Source organism: Bacteroides caecigallinarum, assembly GCF_021530995.1.
GTDB lineage: Bacteria > Bacteroidota > Bacteroidia > Bacteroidales > Bacteroidaceae > Phocaeicola > Phocaeicola faecigallinarum.
Map to the genome: position 1 here is coordinate 1 of NZ_JADYTF010000074.1, position 19,337 is coordinate 19,337.

The window sequence follows — 19,337 nt, forward strand, 5'->3', positions numbered from 1 at the left end:
AGCTATCATTGTTTAATATATATATATATATTTGCAAAATAAAGAGTTGTTTTAACCTTTATGGTACTTTGTTAACTTGTATGTCAGATTTTAAACATCTGAAAAATTATACTATGAATAGTTCTTTGTACCTATTAATATTGAGTTATATAATTAACTTACTTTTATCTATATTAATAGTCCGTTAAAAATTCACCATATCGGCTAAGCGGCTTCTGCCACTATGCCAAATAGTTCTTTGATAAGTTTAGTATTAAAAGTTCTGTTCGGTTTCAGACCGGACTTGCTAAAAATTCTTTTGAGCATGTAAATATTACTCAGATAGGCCTTTAGCAGTCCGATGGAAAGCGAGGGATAGTATCGTTGGCGCATGACCTTTGCGGCGTTTACCGAGGCCTGTGAAGCATTGAAAGCGAAGTCGAGTTTCCTCAAGTCCCTTGCCTGACAATCGTTGAGTCCGGTGAACTGCTTGGAATCCCGAAAGCAAAACTCGATCTGGAATCGTGTACGGTAGTATTCGATGATGTCTTTGGCCGCCATGTCAAGGTCGGTGGAGAAATAGATTTTATGTCCTCCCGATTCGGGATAATGAACCACGACTTTGATGTTGCGTTTCATCGCCTTTGAATAGGCCTTGACTGAGTAAGCCCTTCCTCCTTCAATGTCGAGAATCTCGCAACGCTGAAGGTCGAGTTTCTCAAAATCAATCTTCTCGCCTTTGATACGCGGTCGTCCCCGCTTGCCTGTGCGTACGCCGTCATGTGCATACCACAAGGCGGCATCATCACGCAGGCGGCTGATGACATGGAATCCCAGCAGGCAGGCTTCACCCACGAACTTTGCCTTTGAAAACCAGGCATCTGCAACGACATAACGTGTTATGCGGAGCAACTTGTCCTTGTGTTTGCGGAGCACGTCAAGATACCAGTCCACAAGATTGTAATCTTCGCCTTGCTTTTCCAGATACGTCTTGTCCGGGGTCTGTTCCGCACGCAGCATCATGCTGTCCCGACTGTCAATGTCGATAATGCCGATGCCGAGAATTTCCAGTCCCCGTTTCACCTGAGAAGCGCATCCCGACCAGAACTTGCCGATATAAGGAGTCTTCTTTCCCGACTTTGAAATGTAGCTCGCATCTATGGCAATGGCTTTTCTAACGTTTTCTCCAAACCGCTGCCGCATAAGGAAGAGATTGAACTGCATCCAGTCAAACTCACGTTCGAACAACTGCCGGAAGCGTTGTTCCGAGCTGTCCGAGTAACGGCCCATTTGGGTGAAATTAATCTTTCTTGGCAGTACCATATACAAAATCATGAGTTGGATGAATGCCGTTTTAAAACTTTTGCGTAACTTTACCGAACAACTTTTCAAAGCATCGGTTACGATTTCCTCATATTGGTCAAGTGCTGTTCTGTTCATTGCTTTAATGTGTGGTGAGATACCATTAAAGATAATGAAAATCAGCTACTTGACCTATTTTATTCTGCTAAACTTTATTAATTAACTTATTTGTTATCAACGGATTAGATATTAATTTAACGAAGTATTACTTATTATGAAAAAAATATTTTTATCCTTAGGTTGCCTTGTTTTTCTTACTTACGCTTGTACAGAAAAATACAATAGCTATACCGATGACCTTACATCGTTTGTAAATCCTTTTATTGGTACTGATTTTACCGGAAATACTTATCCGGGAGCTCAGGTACCATTTGGTATGGTACAATTAAGTCCTGATAACGGTCTCCCGGGATGGGATCGTATTGCAGGATATTTTTATCCCGACAGTACTATTGCCGGTTTTAGCCATACCCACCTTTCAGGGACCGGTGCGGGCGATTTGTATGATATTTCGTTTATGCCGGTAACATTGCCATATAAGGAAGCAGAGGCTCCTTTGGGCATATACTCTAAATTCTCTCATAGCGACGAGAGTGCCACTGCAGGATATTATCAGGTGAGGCTGAATGATTATGATATAAATGTAGAGCTGACTGCTACAGAACGTTGTGGAATTCAGCGGTATACATTCCCTCAGTCTGAGTCGGCAATAATTCTTAATCTTAAAAAGGCTATGAACTGGGATTTTACCCAGGATTCTAAAATAGAGATTGTGGATTCTGTAACCATTCAGGGGTACAGGTTTTCTGACGGATGGGCACGTAATCAGAAGATTTATTTCAGAACGAGATTCTCTACTCCTTTCGATAGCTTTAAACTTGACACAACAGCTATTATCAGTAAAGACAAATATTATGGTACGGCTTATATTGCACAGTTTAATTTCAATACACAGAAAGATGAGCAGATAATTGTATCCACTGCCATTTCGGGAGTAAGTATTGAAGGTGCTTCCCGTAACCTTGATTCTGAAGTTCCGACTGATGATTTCGATAAATACCGTGCCGAGGCCAAATCTAAATGGAATAAGGAGCTTTCTAAGATTGTAGTTGAGGCTGACAATATTGACGATAAGACCAACTTCTATACTGCAATGTATCACAGCATGCTGGCTCCGACTATATTTTGCGATGTAGACGGAAGTTATTACGGACCGGACAGACAGATACATAAGGCCAATGGCTGGACCAACTACAGTACATTCTCCTTATGGGATACATTCAGGGCTTCTCATCCTCTGTTCACTTATACCCAGCCGGAGCGTACAAACGATATGATAAAATCGTTTATCGCATTCTATGAACAAAATGGGCGTCTTCCGGTATGGAACTTCTATGGCGGTGAAACGGATATGATGATAGGTTATCATGCTGTGCCTGTTATTGCTGATGCGTATCTTAAGGGTATTGGTGATTTCGATGCGGAAAAGGCTCTTGAAGCTTGCGTGGCTACTGCCAATATAGATGAATACAGAGGTATAGGTTTCTATAAGGAGAAAGGATATATACCTTATAATGTGACAGATAAGTATAATTCTGAAAACTGGTCGCTTTCCAGAACTCTGGAATATGCTTTCGATGATTTCTGTATAGCTGAAATGGCAGCTAAGATGGGAAAGAAAGATATCGCTGATGAGTTTTATGCACGGTCTCAGAATTATAGGAATGTGTATAATCCGGAAAGTACGTTTATGCAGCCTAAGGATGACAAAGGTATGTTTATAGAGAATTTCAAGCCTGATGAATATACGCCGCATATCTGTGAAAGTAATGCATGGCAATATTTCTGGTCGGTACAGCACGATATAGACGGTTTGATAGAGCTTACTGGAGGAAAGGACAGATTTGCCGAGAAACTCGACAGTATGTTTACATTCAATCCTTCTGCAGATGATGAGCTTCCTATATTCAGCACAGGAATGATAGGACAGTATGCTCATGGCAATGAGCCGAGCCATCATGTGGCCTATTTGTTCAATAAAGTGGGTATGCCGTGGAAAACTCAGAAGTATGTGTCGCAGATAATGAATGAACTGTATCTGAATACTCCAGCCGGATTGTGTGGAAATGAAGACTGTGGACAGATGTCGGCATGGTATATTTTCAGTGCAATGGGATTTTATCCTGTTAATCCTGTTTCGGGTGTTTATGAGATAGGTTCACCGCTTTTCTCTAAAACAGAAATGAAACTGGAAAACGGTAAGATATTTACTGTTGTAGCTAATAATCTGAGTAAAGAGAATATATATATACAGTCGGTAAAACTTAACGGCAAATCATACCGCCAGAGTTATATTACACACGGACAAATAATGTCTGGGGCTACTCTGGAACTTGAAATGGGCAATGAGCCTGGTAAAATATGGTATTGATATACACAGATAGAATAACCTATAATCAAAATAACTAATATTTTATTTTAATCATGAGAAAACTTTCATTGTTATTTATGTTGATGTACATAACCTGTATGGTTAAAGCACATAACTATGCTGATTATGTAAATCCTCTTGTTGGAACTCAGTCCACATTCGAGCTTTCTACAGGTAATACTTATCCGGCTATAGCACGTCCGTGGGGTATGAACTTCTGGACACCCCAAACCGGTAAGATGGGAGACGGATGGCAGTATACTTATACTTCAACCAAAATAAGAGGCTTTAAACAGACTCACCAGCCAAGTCCGTGGATAAATGATTACGGTCAGTTTTCTATCATGCCTGTTGTAGGCAAGCCGTTATTCGACGAAAACGAACGTTCGAGCTGGTTCTCTCATAAGGGTGAGGTAGCCAAGGCTTACTATTATAAGGTATATCTTGCCGAACATGATGTGGTAACAGAACTTACTCCTACAGAAAGAGCTGCACTTTTCCGCTTTACATTTCCGGAGAATAAGAATTCATACGTGGTTATCGATGCTTTCGATAAAGGTTCATATGTGAAGATTGAACCTGAAAAGAATAGAATTGTTGGATATTCTACAAAGAACAGTGGGGGAGTGCCTGCCAACTTCAAGAATTATTTCGTAATAGAATTTGACAAGCCTTTTACTTATAAGGCAACTGTGGCAGACAAGGTCATAAATGAAGGAAAAACAGAACAGACAGCCGATCATGCCGCTGCCATTATAGGATTCTCTACAAAGAAAGGCGAAATTGTTCATGCTAGGGTAGCTTCTTCTTTTATCAGTCTTGAACAGGCACAGGAAAATCTTAAGGAACTGGGAAACGATAGTTTTGATACACTTGTTGAAAAAGGTAGAAAAGCATGGAACGATGTTCTTGGCAAGATAGAAGTTGACGGTGGAAATCTTGACCAGTACCGTACTTTCTATTCTTGTCTTTACCGTTCACTTCTATTCCCTAGAAAGTTTTATGAAATCGACAAGGATGGCAAGATAGTTCATTACAGTCCGTATAATGGTGAGGTTTTGCCGGGATATATGTATACCGATACAGGATTCTGGGATACATTCCGCTGCCTTTTCCCTCTTCTTAATCTTGTTTATCCTTCTGTAAATAAGGAAATACAGGAAGGACTTATCAATACATATAAGGAAAGTGGTTTCTTCCCAGAATGGGCAAGTCCGGGGCACAGAGGATGTATGATAGGAAACAATTCTGCATCTGTACTTGTAGATGCCTATATGAAAGGTGTGAGAGTGGACGATCTTGAAACTCTTTATGAAGGACTTATTCACGGAACAGAAAATGTTCATCCTGAAGTTTCGTCGACAGGCCGTCTGGGATATGAATATTACAATAAGCTTGGTTATGTTCCTTATGATGTGAAGATTAATGAGAATGCGGCGCGTACACTTGAGTATGCATACAACGACTGGTGTATATACAAGCTTGCAAAAGAACTGAAGCGTCCTAAGAAGGAAATAAAGCGTTTTGCCGAGCGTTCCATGAACTATAAGAACCTTTTTGATAATGAAACAAAACTTATGAGAGGCAAGAAGGAAAATGGAGAATTTGTTGTTCCTTTCTCACCGTTGAAATGGGGTGATGCCTTTACCGAAGGAAACAGCTGGCATTATACATGGTCTGTATTCCACGATCCTCAGGGACTTATCAATCTTATGGGAGGTGATGAAGAATTTGTTTCTATGCTGGATTCTGTATTCTCTGTCCCACCTGTTTTTGATGAAAGTTATTATGGTCAGGTTATACATGAGATACGTGAGATGACTGTTATGAATATGGGTAATTATGCTCATGGTAACCAGCCTATACAGCACATGATATACTTGTATAATTATGCAAAACAACCATGGAAAGCACAATACTGGTTGCGTGAGGTAATGAATAGAATGTATACCCCTACTCCTGACGGCTATTGCGGAGACGAAGATAACGGGCAGACTTCTGCTTGGTATGTGTTTACAGCCCTCGGATTCTATCCAGTTTGTCCGGGAAGCAATGAGTATGTTATTGGAGCTCCTTTGTTTAAGGAAGCAAAGATTCATCTAGAAAATGGTAAGGATATAACTATATCGGCACCGGATAATAGCGACAGGAATATTTATATCAAGGATATGAAGCTTAACGGCGAGACGTATACACATAATTATCTTAAGCATGAGACTCTTATGAATGGAGCTGTTATTTCAATAGATATGAGTGACGTTCCAAACAAGACAAGAGGTATTGCCGCTGATGATGCTCCATATTCGTTTTCAAACAATGAGTAATCTATTTAAATAAAGGAATTATGAAGAATTTATTAATAGTAATGTTTTCTGCTCTTGTGGCTTCTTGCGGAGGTAATTCTGTAAACCAGGCCAATGATGAGATTGATTATACAGCATTTGTAGACCCACGTATAGGAACAGGTGGTCACGGACATGTATTCTACGGGGCAAATGTCCCTTATGGATTTGTACAGTTGGGACCTACCAGTATACCTCAGGAATGGGATTGGGTATCGGGATATCACGTATCCGATTCAACTGTGATAGGTTTTCCGCATACCCATCTCAGCGGTACAGGTATAGGCGATTTGCATGATATAAATGTTATGCCTGTAGTGGGAGATGTGAAATATGCAAGAGGAAATTCGTCATCGTATGATACAGGCTTATGGTCGTATTCAGACAGATCGAAAGAATTAGTTGTACCCGGATATTATAGAACCCATCTTATGAGATACGACATCGATGTGGAACTTACTGCCACAAAGCGTGTAGGTTTCCATAAATATACATTCCATACATCGCAAAAACCGGCTGTGGTTTTCGATATGGTGAATGGTGGATGTTGGGACAAACCGACAAAAGCACTTGTGAGAGTTGTAAATGACTCAACAATAAGCGGGTACAGATTTTCTAAGGGATGGGCAAATGACCAAAGAGTTTTCTTTAGGGCTGAGTTCTCAAGAAAGATAGATAATGTAGAGTTTATAGTAAACGATTCTGTGAAGGATGGTAATATGGCAAGCGGTGAAAGACTTTTTGCCAGAGTAAACTTTGCACAGGGGAATAATGAGCCGCTATATATGAAGGTAGCTTTGTCGCCTGTATCGGAAGATGGTGCAGCTTTAAATATGAAGGCAGAATTAAGCGGATGGGACTTTGAAAAGACTGTTGCCGATGCCCGAAATGCATGGAATGAAGAGTTGCGCAAAATTCAGATATATACTGACGATAATGTAGCCAAAAAGATATTCTATACAAGCCTTTATCATACTATGTTTGCTCCTTCGGAATTCTGCGATGTAAATGGAGATTATTATGGAGCTGACAAAGAAATGCATAAGAATGATGGCTTTAAGAACTATACTACATTCTCTTTGTGGGATACATATCGTGCAGCACAGCCATTGATGACTATCATTCATCCAGAAAAGATGAAAGATATAATTCAGACAATGCTTACTATATACAAGCAGCAGGGTAAATTGCCTGTATGGCATCTTATGGGATGCGAAACAGACTGTATGGTTGGCAATCCTGGAGTTCCAGTTGTAGCCGATGCCATAATGAAAGATATTAGTGGATTTGATAGGGAACTTGCATACGAAGCTCTTAAAGAGTCATCTATGCTTCCACAAAGGGGTATGGAATTCAGAATAAAACATGGATTTATACCGGCCGATCTGATGAAAGAAGCAATAGCATATGATATGGAATATGCCATAGCCGACTGGAGTGTAGCTCAGGCTGCATTGAAGTTGGGTAAGCAGGATGACTATGAGTATTTCCTTGAAAGAAGCAAGTCGTACAGAAATTACTTTGACCCTACAACAGGATTCATGCGCGGTAAAATGCTTGACGGTTCTTTAAGAACACCTTTCAGTCCGTATTCTTCATCACACAGAGATGATGACTATTGTGAAGGTAATGCCTGGCAATATACATGGCTTGTTCCTCACGATGTAGAAGGTCTTATTGATTGTTTCGGCAGCAAGGAAGCTTTCTTGAACAAACTCGATTCTCTGTTTATAGTAAGTGGAAATATGGGAGATGCTTCTTCGCCTGATATAACCGGACTTATAGGACAGTATGCTCATGGCAATGAGCCGAGTCATCATACTATTTATTTGTACACATTAGCAGGCCAGCCGTGGAAAGCTGCTTCGCGAATTAAAGAGGTATTGAATACTATGTATACCGATAAAGTAGACGGACTGTCGGGAAATGAGGACGTGGGCCAGATGTCGGCATGGTATGTCTTGTCATCTTTAGGTTTTTATCAGGTAGAGCCTGCAGGTGGTAAATTTGTTTTTGGATATCCAAACTTTGATAAAGCTGTGATTTCTGTTCCGGGCGGAAGTTTTACTATAAAGAAAGAAAATAGCGGCAAGACGAATTCATATATTCAGAAGATTATGCTCAACGGTATGGAATACACTAAACCTTGGATTGAATATGCTGATATTATGAAAGGCGGAGAACTCAATATTGTTATGGGCGACGAACCTGTAGTGTGGTACTAAGAACGGAATCTAATAAAGTGGCATTACATGATTTTATTGACAGAATCATCAGTGGGTATAAGACATTTTCCGGATTATCATTTCTTGTCAGATAGAATTATGTGAGGAAAAAACAAGAAAATATGAAAAAATGACATATGGAGTGATTGCAATATATCATCTCTATATGTCATTTTATTTTTAAGGACATTTACTGAGAATTACTAAATATATATTTCACAAAGATTGTCTTTATAAAATATGTTCTCAAGTGATGCCTGAATTATTTGTACTATGCATGTTCTGATCAGTTCTTATGTTGCCTGGCAATATAATGACTGACACAGACTCCGTCACGCATTTCTGTTTCCATCACTGTCCCTTTATGTATTACAGGAGATTTCACACCTTCTCCCAATACTTTTGCAGAGTGTTCAACAAATATCTCATCCCACAATTCTGTATCTATGAATGACTGGAGCAGGGTAGTGCCCCCCTCTACAAGCAGAGACTGTATCTTCCTTTCGTAAAGTACGGTAAGGATTTGTGGTAATATGTCCTTAGAGAAATCCAATGTTATGTATTCCAGGTTTTCCTCTACGGCTTTTTCCTTTTCGGTGAATACAAGCGTCGGTGTAGTGTGGTCGAACAGTTTGAGATTGGAAGGCAGAGAGAGGGTACGGTCTATGACTAATCTTAATGGATTGGCTCCATACCAATTGCGTGTGGTCAGTGAAGGATTGTCAAGAAGAGCCGTTTTTCTGCCTACGAGTATAGCCTTGTGTTCTGCCCTTTGCTTGTGTACGTACATTGATGTGATGGGGGTTGACAATACAACAGGTGAGCCGTTTTTACGGTTTATGTCGATAAACTCGTCTGCCGATTCAGCCCATTTCAGCGTAATATACGGACGCTTCTGTGTGTTGAATGTAACGAACCGTCTGATAAGGTTCTTGCATTCGTCTTCCAGCACTCCTACGGTAACATCAATACCGGCATCGCCCAGTTTCTTTATTCCTCTGCCAGATACTTGCGAGAAAGGGTCGATGCAGCCTACCACTACGCGGGGAATACCCTTGCTGATGATAAGGTCGGCACATGGAGGTGTCTTCCCATAGTGCGAGCATGGTTCCAGGCTTACGTATATGGTGGATTCCTTGAGCAGGCTTTCATCTTTTACTGAACGTATGGCATTGACTTCGGCATGACCTTCTCCGCATCTGGCATGATAGCCTTCGCCGATAATCTTCCCGTTGTGTACTATCACTGCTCCTACCATCGGATTGGGAGCTGCATTGCAGAGTCCGTTTGATGCAAGTTCTATACATCTGCGGATATATTTCTCATCTGTAGTCATATTATTGAGCTTTTTTCTTACTTTTGCATATTATGCATCCAATATATACTTATATACGACAAGAACTTTCCGGCTTCTATCCGGATGCCGAGGCTGCCGCCATGGCAAAATATATACTGACAGAGAAATTCCAACTGTCGGCTCTTGACTTATATGCAGGCAAAGATATGAATTTTTCGTCAGAAAAACTTTCGGAGGTAAATGATATTCTGGCACGTCTGAAGTTATACGAACCATTGCAATATATAATCGGTGAAACATGGTTTTGCGGCTACCGCTTTAAGGTGACGCCTGCAGTTCTTATTCCACGACCTGAGACTGCTGAATTGATGGACTGGATAGTGACAGACAACAAACGTGACGGCGCGCATGTCCTTGATGTCGGTACCGGAAGCGGATGTATCCCTGTATCATTGGCTTTGATGATGGATTCGCCTGTTGTGTCGGCATGGGATATTTCGGAAGAGGCATTGGCTGTAGCTTCTGAAAATGCACGTATTAATAATGCGGATGTGGCTTTCAGTCGTGTAGATGTGCTTGGAACTGATATTCCCGATATAAAGGTTGACGTTCTTGTAAGCAATCCTCCTTATATTACGGAAAGCGAGAAGAAGGATATGGAGAGAAATGTTCTGGAATGGGAACCGGATCTGGCACTTTTTGTTCCTGACGACAATCCGTTGCGTTTCTACAGACGTATAGCAGAGTTGGGGCTGGATATATTGAATGACGGAGGGTTGATATATTTTGAGATAAACAGGGCATACGGCAGTGAGACAGTAGATATGTTGGTTTTGATGGGGTATAAGGACATTGAATTGAGGAAAGACTTGTCCGGCAATGACAGGATGATTAAGGCTTTGAGACCATGAAAGAATATACGGAAAAAGAAATATTGAACAAGGCTGAGGCTTATTGCTCGGCTGTGGAGAGATGCCCGTCGGATGTTGAGGCAAAGCTTAAAGGCTGGGGAGCGAGTCCGGAAACGGTGGCTGCGGTTATGGCTTATCTGTTCAAGGAAAAGTATCTCGACACAATCAGGTTTTGCAGTGCATACGTGCGCGACAAATATCGTTTCAACCAGTGGGGCAGGGTAAAGATAGCCCAGGCGCTGCGTATGAAGGGGTTGACATCGGAAGAGATAAACGCAGGTATGGAAGATATTGACGAAGATGAGTATAACTCCATTCTTCAAAGTCTTCTGAAACAGAAACTTAAAAGTATAAAGGCGGAGACTGATTATGAGCGTAATGCCAAACTTATCCGTTTTGCTGCTGGCAGGGGATTTACCATGCAGGAGATAATGAAATTTGTTAAAGCCGATTTTGATTGATGAACATTCTTGGTGACATACGTGATTTCTTTTTTCCGCGTACCTGTGTATGCTGTGGAAAACTTCTTTCATCACAGGAAGAGGGTCTGTGCATTTCATGTATGGCTTCGTTGCCAGGAACCGGAATACTGAATACCCCCGGGAACGAGATGGAACGGTATTTCTGGGGAATATTCCCTATAGAACGTGCCACGGCATTGTATTATTACGCCAAAGGAGGCAGTGTCGCAAATATACTTCATGGAATGAAGTATCATGGAAGAAAGAGGTTATGCCGACAGATGGGGCATGTTATGGGGACTGAATTGCTGAATTCCGGATTTTTTGAGGGAATAGATTTTATTGTACCTGTCCCGTTGCATAAAAGCCGACTGAGGACCAGAGGATATAACCAGTCGGAATTGTTGGCAAAAGGTATTTCTGATATTACTTCTATTCCTTTGATTACGGATGTTTTGAAAAGGACACACAATAATGCCACACAAACCCATAAATCAGCATTTGAAAGATGGGACAATGCCGAAGGATTGTTTGACGTTACCGGAAAGGCTTGTTCATTGACCGGCAGGCATATACTCCTGATAGACGATGTGCTTACCACCGGTGCTACTATCTCAGCTTGTCTTGATGCGCTGAAAAAGGTGGATTCAGTAAAAATCAGTGTCGTAACATTGGCGTGGACAAAATCTTGATATATGATGCTTTATGTCAGTTTTTAGCAAAATTAATACATATAAATTTTCAAATACCGATGTATTTCTCTACTTTTGCACAAATGTTTATCAGATATTAGTAAAATTATGAAAGCTTTGGAAAAATTATTCGCAGAGAAATTGCTGAAAGTAAAAGCTGTTAAAATTCAGCCGGCTAACCCATTCACTTGGGCTTCAGGTTGGAAATCTCCTATTTATTGCGACAACCGTAAGACTTTGTCTTATCCTGCACTTCGTAACTTCGTGAAGTTGGAACTTTGTCGTGTGATTCTTGAAAAATTCGGTCAGGTTGATGCTATTGCCGGTGTGGCTACAGGAGCTATCGCTCAGGGTGCATTGGTTGCAGAAGAACTCAACTTGCCATTCGTATATGTTCGCTCAAGCCCAAAAGACCATGGATTGGAAAACCTTATCGAAGGTGAATTGCGTCCGGGTATGAAGGTAGTTGTAGTAGAAGACTTGATTTCTACAGGTGGTAGCAGCCTGAAGGCTGTTGAGGCTATCCGTCGTGACGGTTGCGAGGTTATCGGTATGGTAGCTTCATTCACTTACGGTTTCGATGTGTCTGTAAAGGCATTCCTCAATGCAAAAGTAGAACTTGTTACTTTGACAAATTACAATGCTGTGCTTGATGCTGCATTAAAGACTAACTACATTGACGAAGATGATATTCCTGTACTTCAGGCATGGAGAGAAGATCCGGCTCACTGGACAGGAAAATAATGAATATTAATTTATAATTGAAGACACGGATTCTACTGGTCTCACGGTTCCTGATAGCGAATCGTGTCATTCGGTAAAATCCGTGTCTTTTGTTATCGTAATAATATATGGCAACATTACAATACGAAAGTACTGTGAAATATGTTCCTTACAGTCAGGAACGAGTTTATAACAAACTGTCGGACTTGAATAATCTGGAGTCTGTACGCCAGCGCCTTGATGCTGTAAAAGATAAACTTGAAGGCAAACTGGAGGATATGACTTTCGACCAGGATTCAATCACTCTGAAGGTGCAGGGTATAAGTCTGACACTTAGAATAATCGAACGTGAACCGATGAAGTGTATCAAGTTTGAAGGTGACAAATCACCTGTACCTATGAACTTGTGGATACAGATGCTTCCGGTGTCTGACAATCAGTCAAAAATGAAGGTTACAATACGTGCCGAAGTAAACATGTTTATGAAGGCTATGGTTTCCAAACCGCTTCAGGAAGGAGTGGAGAAACTGGCTGACATGCTTTCGGCTATACCTTATTAATCTCTTTTTATTTTAGAACTAAAAATCATACAGGAATATGGCTCAGAAACTTTGGGAAAAAAATGTTCAGGTAAACGAGGAGATAGACCGTTTTACTGTGGGACGAGACCGTGAGATGGACCTCTACCTTGCAAAGCATGATGTACTGGGTTCAATGGCTCATATAACTATGCTCGAGAGTATCGGACTTTTGAAGTCTGACGAACTGAAAGTGTTGCTTGAAGAACTTAAAAACATATATGCTTCTGCTGAGAAAGGTGACTTCGTGATAGAAGATGGCATTGAGGATGTACATTCTCAGGTTGAACTTATGCTGACAAGGAAACTTGGAGATGTCGGTAAGAAAATTCACAGCGGACGTTCAAGAAATGATCAGGTGCTTGTCGATTTGAAATTATTTACACGCGCACAAATAAAAGATATTGCTGAGTCTGTAGAAGATTTGTTCAAAGTTCTTATTTCCCAAAGTAATAAGTATAAGGATGTATTGATGCCTGGATATACACATTTGCAGATAGCCATGCCGTCGTCGTTCGGTCTCTGGTTTGGAGCATACGCCGAAAGTCTTGTTGACGACATGATGTTCCTTCAGGCAGCGTACAAGATGTGTAATCGCAATCCGTTAGGCTCTGCTGCCGGTTATGGCTCTTCTTTCCCTCTGAACAGAGAGATGACTACACGTCTGTTAGGATTCGACTCAATGAACTATAACGTTGTTTACGCACAGATGGGACGTGGAAAAATGGAACGTAACGTAGCTTTTGCTCTTGCGTCTATAGCCGGAACATTATCTAAGATGGCTTTCGATGCTTGTATGTTCAGCAGTCAGAATTTCGGTTTCGTGAAACTTCCGGATGAATGTACCACAGGCTCAAGTATCATGCCGCATAAGAAGAATCCTGATGTGTTCGAACTTACTCGTGCAAAATGCAATAAGATACAGGCGCTCCCTCAGCAGATAATGATGATAATGAATAATCTGCCTTCGGGATATTTCCGCGACTTGCAGATAATAAAGGAAGTGTTCCTGCCTGCTTTCTCCGAACTTAAGGACTGTCTGCAGATGGCTACATACATTATGGACAAGATTTATGTGAACGAACATATTCTTGACGATGACAAGTATCTGTACATCTTCAGTGTAGAGGAAGTGAATCGCCTGGCAACAGAAGGAATGCCATTCCGCGATGCATACAAGAAGGTGGGACTTGATATTGAAGCCGGTAAGTTTACTCATAATAAGCAGGTTCATCACACTCATGAGGGAAGTATCGGCAATCTGTGTAACGACCGCATAACAGAACTGATGGATAAAGTTGTTTCAGGTTTTGATTTCGCTGTGGTTGAAAATGCCGAAAAAGCTCTTCTTGGAAGATAACGTTGAAACTTGCAAATGCTTTGCAAAGACTTTTAAAATGCTTTGCAAATATGTCTGAAGCTATGCCAAAAGGCTTTTGGATATATTAAAACGGATATTTTTTTAATAAAAACGGGCGAAATGTTTGGAAGTTATACAAAAACTCCATACATTTGCACCCGTTAATGCGGAAATAGCTCAGTTGGTAGAGCATAACCTTGCCAAGGTTAGGGTCGCGAGTTCGAGTCTCGTTTTCCGCTCTCTCTTTGAAAGGATGCTCGAATGGTGGAATCGGTAGACACGAGGGACTTAAAATCCCTTGGCTATTGCAGCTGTGCGGGTTCAAGTCCCGCTTCGAGTACGACAAAGTACAGATAATCCCTTGTAGGTCAATGACTTATGAGGGATTTCTTTTTTTTGTATACATAGTATTGCATAGACAAACTCAATATATGCTATTTTACTATATGATAAGTGGAATCATTTTTAGCTGGTACACCTAAAAAGACGTCTATTGGAAAAAGTGTATATTTGCATAGCTTATTTTTATGGAAAAGTGTATATTTGTAAGGCATAAATGTTTAGAAAAGTGTATATCGTATGCTGTACAGGAAGATTAGGTCATATATAGAGGAGTACCTTAAATCTGATGAGGATAAGATTCTTCTTATTGAAGGAGCAAGACAGATTGGTAAATCTTACATCATCAGAGATGTAGGAACAGGGCTTTATGGTAATTATGTTGAGATAAACTTTGTTGTAGATGATGAAGGCGAAAAGATTTTCAAAAATGTCCATACTACAGAAGAGTTTTATTTAAAATTAAGTATGGTTGCTGGAACTAGGTTGGATCAGTACAAGAATACATTGGTCTTTATCGATGAAATTCAGCATTATCCACAATTCCTGACTATGCTCAAATTTTTGAGAGAAGAACACAAATATAGGTTTATCAGTAGCGGAAGCCTTTTGGGTATTACTTTGAAAGGAACAGTTTCCGTGCCTGTCGGAAGTGTAATCCTTAAGAAAATGTATCAGCTTGATTTTGAGGAATTCTTGATTGCAAATGATTTTGGTAAGGATGCGATTGATTATTTAAGAAAGTCTTTTGAGAATAAACAGTCATTGTCACAAGAAGTTCATGACAAGGTGCTTGGACTTTTTAAGAGATATCTTCTTGTGGGCGGTATGCCTGATGCTGTAAATGAATATCTGGCTACTCATAATATAGTAAAAGTAAGAGAAACTCAGGAGGCTATTAGGGTACTGTATGGTATTGATGCTTCTCGTTACGAAGAAGGGGCAGCTAAGAAGCTGCATATTCGTCGAATTTATGATATGATTCCGTCTAAAATGGAGAACAAGAAGAAGCGAATTGTAGCAAAAGACATACAAAATAGGAAAGGGGATAGGTTCAGTAATTATATAGAGGAGTTTGAATATTTGATAAATTCGGGAATTTCTATAGCATCTAATGCAATCAGTAATCCGAAATATCCATTGGCTGAATCGCAACAGAAGAATCTATTGAAGCTATATATGAATGATGTCGGTATGCTAAGTTCCCAATTGTACCAGTACAATGTCCAGCCAATCTTGAATGATATCCCTAGTGTAAATCTCGGTTCTGTATATGAAAGTGCTGTGGCACAAGAGTTGAAGGCCCATTATAATAAGCTATTTTACTATGACAATAAGCAGAAGGGTGAGGTTGACTTCATCGTTGATGATAGTAGAACTATGAGTGTTCTGCCTATTGAGGTTAAGTCCGGAAGGGATTATACGGTACATAGTGCTTTGGACAATTTGATGGCGGTTCCAGACTATAATATTGTTTCATCGATTGTATTGTCAAATGAAAGAGAAATCAAGTCAAAGGGAAATATTAATTATTATCCGATTTACTATGTAATGTTTATGGAGAATAAAATCCCGGAGAAAAAAGAGGATTTATACTTTTAAATCAAAGGTGTAGGGTTTTGTGGACTGATACAACGGAAAACATGGGCAAGTTGATTGAAGAACTTGCCCATGTTTTTAGAATGAAATTTGCACCACTTCAGGATTATGATCTGATAAGAATTTTCCTTTCTGTCTCGCTTCTTCTGGTATATAGCTATTGCTTACCTTTATATTGGGAGTGATAAAAATAAAATCAATTTTTTCGCATGATGAAGGCTCTATTCTGCCAAAGTTATGAAATGTATAGTCTACTCCTTCTTTGGTTAGTGCTTCCTTATGTGCATCTTTGAGTACGAAACTGTTTGTCGTTAATGTATTGTACGCTTCTGACGAATCATTAACGTTGAAATCGCCTGTTAGTACAGCTGGTTGGTCACCTACAATTTCTTTAATTTTTTCAATAATCAATAAAGCGCCTTTACGACGTGCTTCCGTACCAACATGATCAAAATGAGTATTTATCGCCATGAAAATTTTTCCATTTTGTTTGTCCTTCATTTTTGCCCATGTAGCGATACGTGTGCATGCTCCGTCCCAACCGATGAATCCTATACTATCGGGATATTGTGAAAGCCAGAATGTATTATTGTCTAAAACTTCAAATCTGTCTTTCTTAAAGAAAATAGGTGCATATTCTCCTTTCGTCTTACCGTCTTCTCGTCCAACTCCTATTTCTGCATATTCAGGTAGGCGAGTTTTCAGGTCTACCAATTGGTTATGTAGTACTTCCTGCATACCAACAATGTCCAAATCCTGATTACGGATAAAGCTTGCGACACTGTCTTTGCGATATTCCCAATTGTTCAGACTGTCGTATGGAGTGTCTAATCTGATATTGAATGTTGCCCATTTGATTTCTGAAGTTTGCTCCTTAACTGATGAGCATGATGTTCCTGCCAGTGTGATGGCTATAGCCAAAGTCAATGATTTTAGAATGTGTTTTTTCATTGTTTTAGTATTGTTTTAAGTAAACTTCCAATTTTAGGGTGTCCCCTTTTAGACGGACGCCAGCAAGCGCCCGTCTAAAAAAGAGTCCACAAATTTAACGATTATTATTTGCATATTGTCATGGGAAGAAGGTTTTCGTAATCCGTTCTTCCCTTTTTTAATTCTCTGAGCAGCCTGCAGAAGTAATCCCTGAAGGAGACTCCTGCCTGTTTGCATGTTTCTATAAAGGTATTATAGATTGCGGAGTTCTGTATTCCTTTCACACTTCCGAAGAACAGGCTGTTCTTTCGTTGGACAGTGATTGGTCTTATCGCTCTTTCCGCCGCCATATTGTCTATGGAGTATTCTCCGTCATTTCTGTAGGAGAAGATCTGATTCCAGAAGTTTTTCAGATAGTTAAGGGCCTTGCCCATAAGCTCGCTTCGACTCTCATCCGGATTTGCCAGCAAATCATAAAGTTCCGTCCTTATCTTATCGATGATTTCTGTCGTTTCCTTACAGTTCCTTCTGCGGTAAATCTCGTCTGCTGTGAGTTTTTCCCGGCGATAAGTTTCTTCCATTCCGTATAATTTTGCTATCAGCTCAAGGAAGATTCTTGCCTGCAGGCTTCCCTGGTCATAGGCATACTTGAACTTAGCCCTTGCGTGGGCCAGACAACACAAATGCTCAACATCGATAAGTTCATTGTCAAGATACATATATACGTTGTAGCCGTCGCTCTGCAGTGATTTGATTTTTGCATCACCAAGGAACTCCTTCAACACGTTTCTGTTCCTGCCTCCATGTTTCTGTACACCTTCATCATCCGTTGTGTCCTCATAAAAGAAGATGACTATACGGGCTTTCCGGTTTACCAGACACCACATATACGTCTTACGTTTCTTATTGTAAGCGTGGTAACGAAGCCATGTCTCGTCCACATTCACGTTGGCACCGTCCTGAAGGGCAATCTTCTTGAGGGCAGGTATCAGCTTGTTCAGCTGCATGGCACCTTTGTCGGCCCAGTTCAGAAGGTTCTGCACAGAAGTGTTCCAGTCCATATCCGACAGACGGTTCTTTGCCTCCCTGTATGCTGGTGTTGACATCTGGAAGCGGTTAAACATCAGATACGAGAGCATGTTTGCCGTAATGCTTGTACCCGGTACTATCTCGTCATAAAGGCTTGCCCGGACGTCATCCTTCATTGGAAGGAACATGCTTTCAATCCTGCCGTCGGCATGCTTCACCTTGAGCACCTCAAAATGATGTTCCTCAATATAGCTGACGATGTTTCTAATCTTGCGGTAGCTTGATGATATCACTACAGAACCCTTAGGAAGCATTGTATAATCGGACTTGTGTATTATCGGAGTGCCTACACAATCCTTGTTGTATCTCATTCCTTTTCTATACGGTCTTTCCTTGGGAAGAGGAGTGGCCGGAGTATCCTGCGTGTCGCATGATGCGGCAGAGTCTGACTGTGGAACTTCAGCTGCCGGAGCAGTGTGAGTACCGTCAAAATCGTCCTTATCATCATGCTTTCCTTTCACGGTCTTTTTACGGTCAATGCCTTTGAGGCTTTTGGATGAAGCGTATGTCTGGGTGTTCATAAGTGAAAGACGCTCGACAAGGGCATTATGCTTCTTCTCAAGCTTTTTGTATTCCTTCAGCTGCATCTTGTATTCAAGGGCGACCTTCTCGGCATTGCTGTTTGCCTTTAGCAAGGCTTTCAAAAGAGAGGCATTCTCACGTTTGACTTCCTTCAGGTCTTTTCCTATTTCATCAAGTCTTGCTATCATTTCATCAAGCTGCTTGCTCTTGTTCTGATTCTCCTCAAACAGGAACAGGGCGAACCTCTTTATCTGCTCATTATCCATTCCTTCAAGGGGCGTATGCTCCTTTTCGGGTCTGTTCATCATCTCTTGAAGATGCTTCTGTCTGAGTATGTGTTCTATGAGTTCCTCTGTTTCCATGTTCTCTAGTTATGTAGGTCGGCGGCATTGCTGCCGCTTTCCCCATTAAGAACTGTACGTGCGACTTTCACCGCATACAGCTCCGATAATTCTAAATTTAATTCTCATAAAATTAAATCGGCTCGTAATCATCTT

The 19,337-nt window shown here is 40.7% G+C and carries 14 protein-coding genes and 2 tRNA genes; 12 read left to right on the forward strand and 4 right to left on the reverse strand.

Features of this window, described 5'->3' with window-relative positions; genetic code table 11:
* Nucleotides 1-204: 204 nt before the first annotated feature.
* Nucleotides 205-1,419: a transposase gene (locus tag I6E24_RS10575; protein ID WP_235328503.1), complete on the reverse strand. Its 1,215-nt coding sequence runs from the start codon at nt 1,417-1,419 to the stop codon at nt 205-207.
* A 136-nt stretch (nt 1,420-1,555) separates the two neighbouring features.
* Between I6E24_RS10575 and I6E24_RS10580 the strand changes: the two genes are divergently transcribed.
* From I6E24_RS10580 to I6E24_RS10590, 3 genes are read left to right on the forward strand one after another with little or no spacing between them, the layout of a single operon-like run.
* A complete protein-coding gene (locus I6E24_RS10580; protein ID WP_235328504.1) occupies nt 1,556-3,772 on the forward strand; it encodes a GH92 family glycosyl hydrolase in 2,217 nt (738 codons plus the stop codon).
* Nucleotides 3,773-3,825: 53 nt separating this feature from the next.
* Nucleotides 3,826-6,096: a GH92 family glycosyl hydrolase gene (locus tag I6E24_RS10585; protein WP_235328505.1), complete on the forward strand. Its 2,271-nt coding sequence runs from the start codon at nt 3,826-3,828 to the stop codon at nt 6,094-6,096.
* Nucleotides 6,097-6,116: 20 nt separating this feature from the next.
* Entirely contained in the window at nt 6,117-8,339 is a 2,223-nt protein-coding gene (locus tag I6E24_RS10590; RefSeq protein WP_235328506.1) for a GH92 family glycosyl hydrolase, read from the forward strand.
* A 286-nt stretch (nt 8,340-8,625) separates the two neighbouring features.
* On the opposite strand, the gene ribD is transcribed toward I6E24_RS10590, so the two are convergent.
* Nucleotides 8,626-9,675 (reverse strand): bifunctional diaminohydroxyphosphoribosylaminopyrimidine deaminase/5-amino-6-(5-phosphoribosylamino)uracil reductase RibD, encoded by a 1,050-nt coding sequence (ribD, locus tag I6E24_RS10595; protein ID WP_235328507.1) that lies wholly within the window; start codon nt 9,673-9,675, stop codon nt 8,626-8,628.
* A gap of 32 nt (nt 9,676-9,707) precedes the next feature.
* Here ribD and prmC point away from each other — a divergent pair, with 32 nt between their 5' ends.
* The 9 genes from prmC to I6E24_RS10640 all read left to right on the forward strand — a co-directional run bounded on the left by prmC (nt 9,708) and on the right by I6E24_RS10640 (nt 16,302).
* On the forward strand, nt 9,708-10,547 hold the full coding sequence (gene prmC / locus I6E24_RS10600; RefSeq protein WP_235328508.1) for a peptide chain release factor N(5)-glutamine methyltransferase: 840 nt from the start codon (nt 9,708-9,710) through the stop codon (nt 10,545-10,547).
* Entirely contained in the window at nt 10,544-11,008 is a 465-nt protein-coding gene (locus I6E24_RS10605; protein ID WP_235328509.1) for a regulatory protein RecX, read from the forward strand. The genes prmC and I6E24_RS10605 overlap by 4 nt, the downstream gene beginning before the upstream one ends.
* Nucleotides 11,008-11,700, forward strand: coding sequence for a ComF family protein (locus I6E24_RS10610; RefSeq protein WP_235328515.1), 693 nt, complete (start codon nt 11,008-11,010; stop codon nt 11,698-11,700). The genes I6E24_RS10605 and I6E24_RS10610 overlap by 1 nt, the downstream gene beginning before the upstream one ends.
* Nucleotides 11,701-11,808: 108 nt before the next feature.
* Nucleotides 11,809-12,444, forward strand: coding sequence for an orotate phosphoribosyltransferase (pyrE, locus tag I6E24_RS10615; protein WP_235328510.1), 636 nt, complete (start codon nt 11,809-11,811; stop codon nt 12,442-12,444).
* A 107-nt stretch (nt 12,445-12,551) separates the two neighbouring features.
* A complete protein-coding gene (locus I6E24_RS10620) occupies nt 12,552-12,983 on the forward strand; it encodes an SRPBCC family protein (RefSeq protein ID WP_204391785.1) in 432 nt (143 codons plus the stop codon).
* 37 nt (nt 12,984-13,020) lie between these two features.
* Entirely contained in the window at nt 13,021-14,361 is a 1,341-nt protein-coding gene (argH, locus tag I6E24_RS10625; protein WP_235328511.1) for an argininosuccinate lyase, read from the forward strand.
* 166 nt (nt 14,362-14,527) lie between these two features.
* Nucleotides 14,528-14,600 (forward strand) — tRNA-Gly (locus I6E24_RS10630).
* Nucleotides 14,601-14,616: 16 nt separating this feature from the next.
* Nucleotides 14,617-14,701 (forward strand) — tRNA-Leu (locus tag I6E24_RS10635).
* Between the two features lie 239 nt (nt 14,702-14,940).
* Nucleotides 14,941-16,302 (forward strand): ATP-binding protein, encoded by a 1,362-nt coding sequence (locus I6E24_RS10640; protein ID WP_235328512.1) that lies wholly within the window; start codon nt 14,941-14,943, stop codon nt 16,300-16,302.
* 75 nt (nt 16,303-16,377) lie between these two features.
* On the opposite strand, the gene I6E24_RS10645 is transcribed toward I6E24_RS10640, so the two are convergent.
* Nucleotides 16,378-17,250, reverse strand: coding sequence for an endonuclease/exonuclease/phosphatase family protein (locus tag I6E24_RS10645; RefSeq protein ID WP_235328513.1), 873 nt, complete (start codon nt 17,248-17,250; stop codon nt 16,378-16,380).
* 104 nt (nt 17,251-17,354) lie between these two features.
* Nucleotides 17,355-19,202 (reverse strand): IS66 family transposase, encoded by a 1,848-nt coding sequence (gene tnpC / locus I6E24_RS10650; protein ID WP_235328514.1) that lies wholly within the window; start codon nt 19,200-19,202, stop codon nt 17,355-17,357.
* Between the last annotated feature and the right edge of the window lie 135 nt (nt 19,203-19,337).

Excerpts from the sequence above, each read along its gene's own strand:
- argH (WP_235328511.1), top strand. The coding sequence starts at position 13,021 with ATGGCTCAGAAACTTTGGGAAAAAAATGTTCAGGTAAACGAGGAGATA.
- I6E24_RS10620 (WP_204391785.1), top strand. The coding sequence starts at position 12,552 with ATGGCAACATTACAATACGAAAGTACTGTGAAATATGTTCCTTACAGT.
- I6E24_RS10585 (WP_235328505.1), top strand. The coding sequence starts at position 3,826 with ATGAGAAAACTTTCATTGTTATTTATGTTGATGTACATAACCTGTATG.
- ribD (WP_235328507.1), bottom strand. The coding sequence starts at position 9,675 with ATGACTACAGATGAGAAATATATCCGCAGATGTATAGAACTTGCATCA.
- I6E24_RS10645 (WP_235328513.1), bottom strand. The coding sequence starts at position 17,250 with ATGAAAAAACACATTCTAAAATCATTGACTTTGGCTATAGCCATCACA.
- tnpC (WP_235328514.1), bottom strand. The coding sequence starts at position 19,202 with ATGGAAACAGAGGAACTCATAGAACACATACTCAGACAGAAGCATCTT.
- I6E24_RS10580 (WP_235328504.1), top strand. The coding sequence starts at position 1,556 with ATGAAAAAAATATTTTTATCCTTAGGTTGCCTTGTTTTTCTTACTTAC.
- I6E24_RS10575 (WP_235328503.1), bottom strand. The coding sequence starts at position 1,419 with ATGAACAGAACAGCACTTGACCAATATGAGGAAATCGTAACCGATGCT.
- I6E24_RS10610 (WP_235328515.1), top strand. The coding sequence starts at position 11,008 with ATGAACATTCTTGGTGACATACGTGATTTCTTTTTTCCGCGTACCTGT.
- I6E24_RS10605 (WP_235328509.1), top strand. The coding sequence starts at position 10,544 with ATGAAAGAATATACGGAAAAAGAAATATTGAACAAGGCTGAGGCTTAT.
- pyrE (WP_235328510.1), top strand. The coding sequence starts at position 11,809 with ATGAAAGCTTTGGAAAAATTATTCGCAGAGAAATTGCTGAAAGTAAAA.
- I6E24_RS10640 (WP_235328512.1), top strand. The coding sequence starts at position 14,941 with ATGCTGTACAGGAAGATTAGGTCATATATAGAGGAGTACCTTAAATCT.
- I6E24_RS10590 (WP_235328506.1), top strand. The coding sequence starts at position 6,117 with ATGAAGAATTTATTAATAGTAATGTTTTCTGCTCTTGTGGCTTCTTGC.
- prmC (WP_235328508.1), top strand. The coding sequence starts at position 9,708 with ATGCATCCAATATATACTTATATACGACAAGAACTTTCCGGCTTCTAT.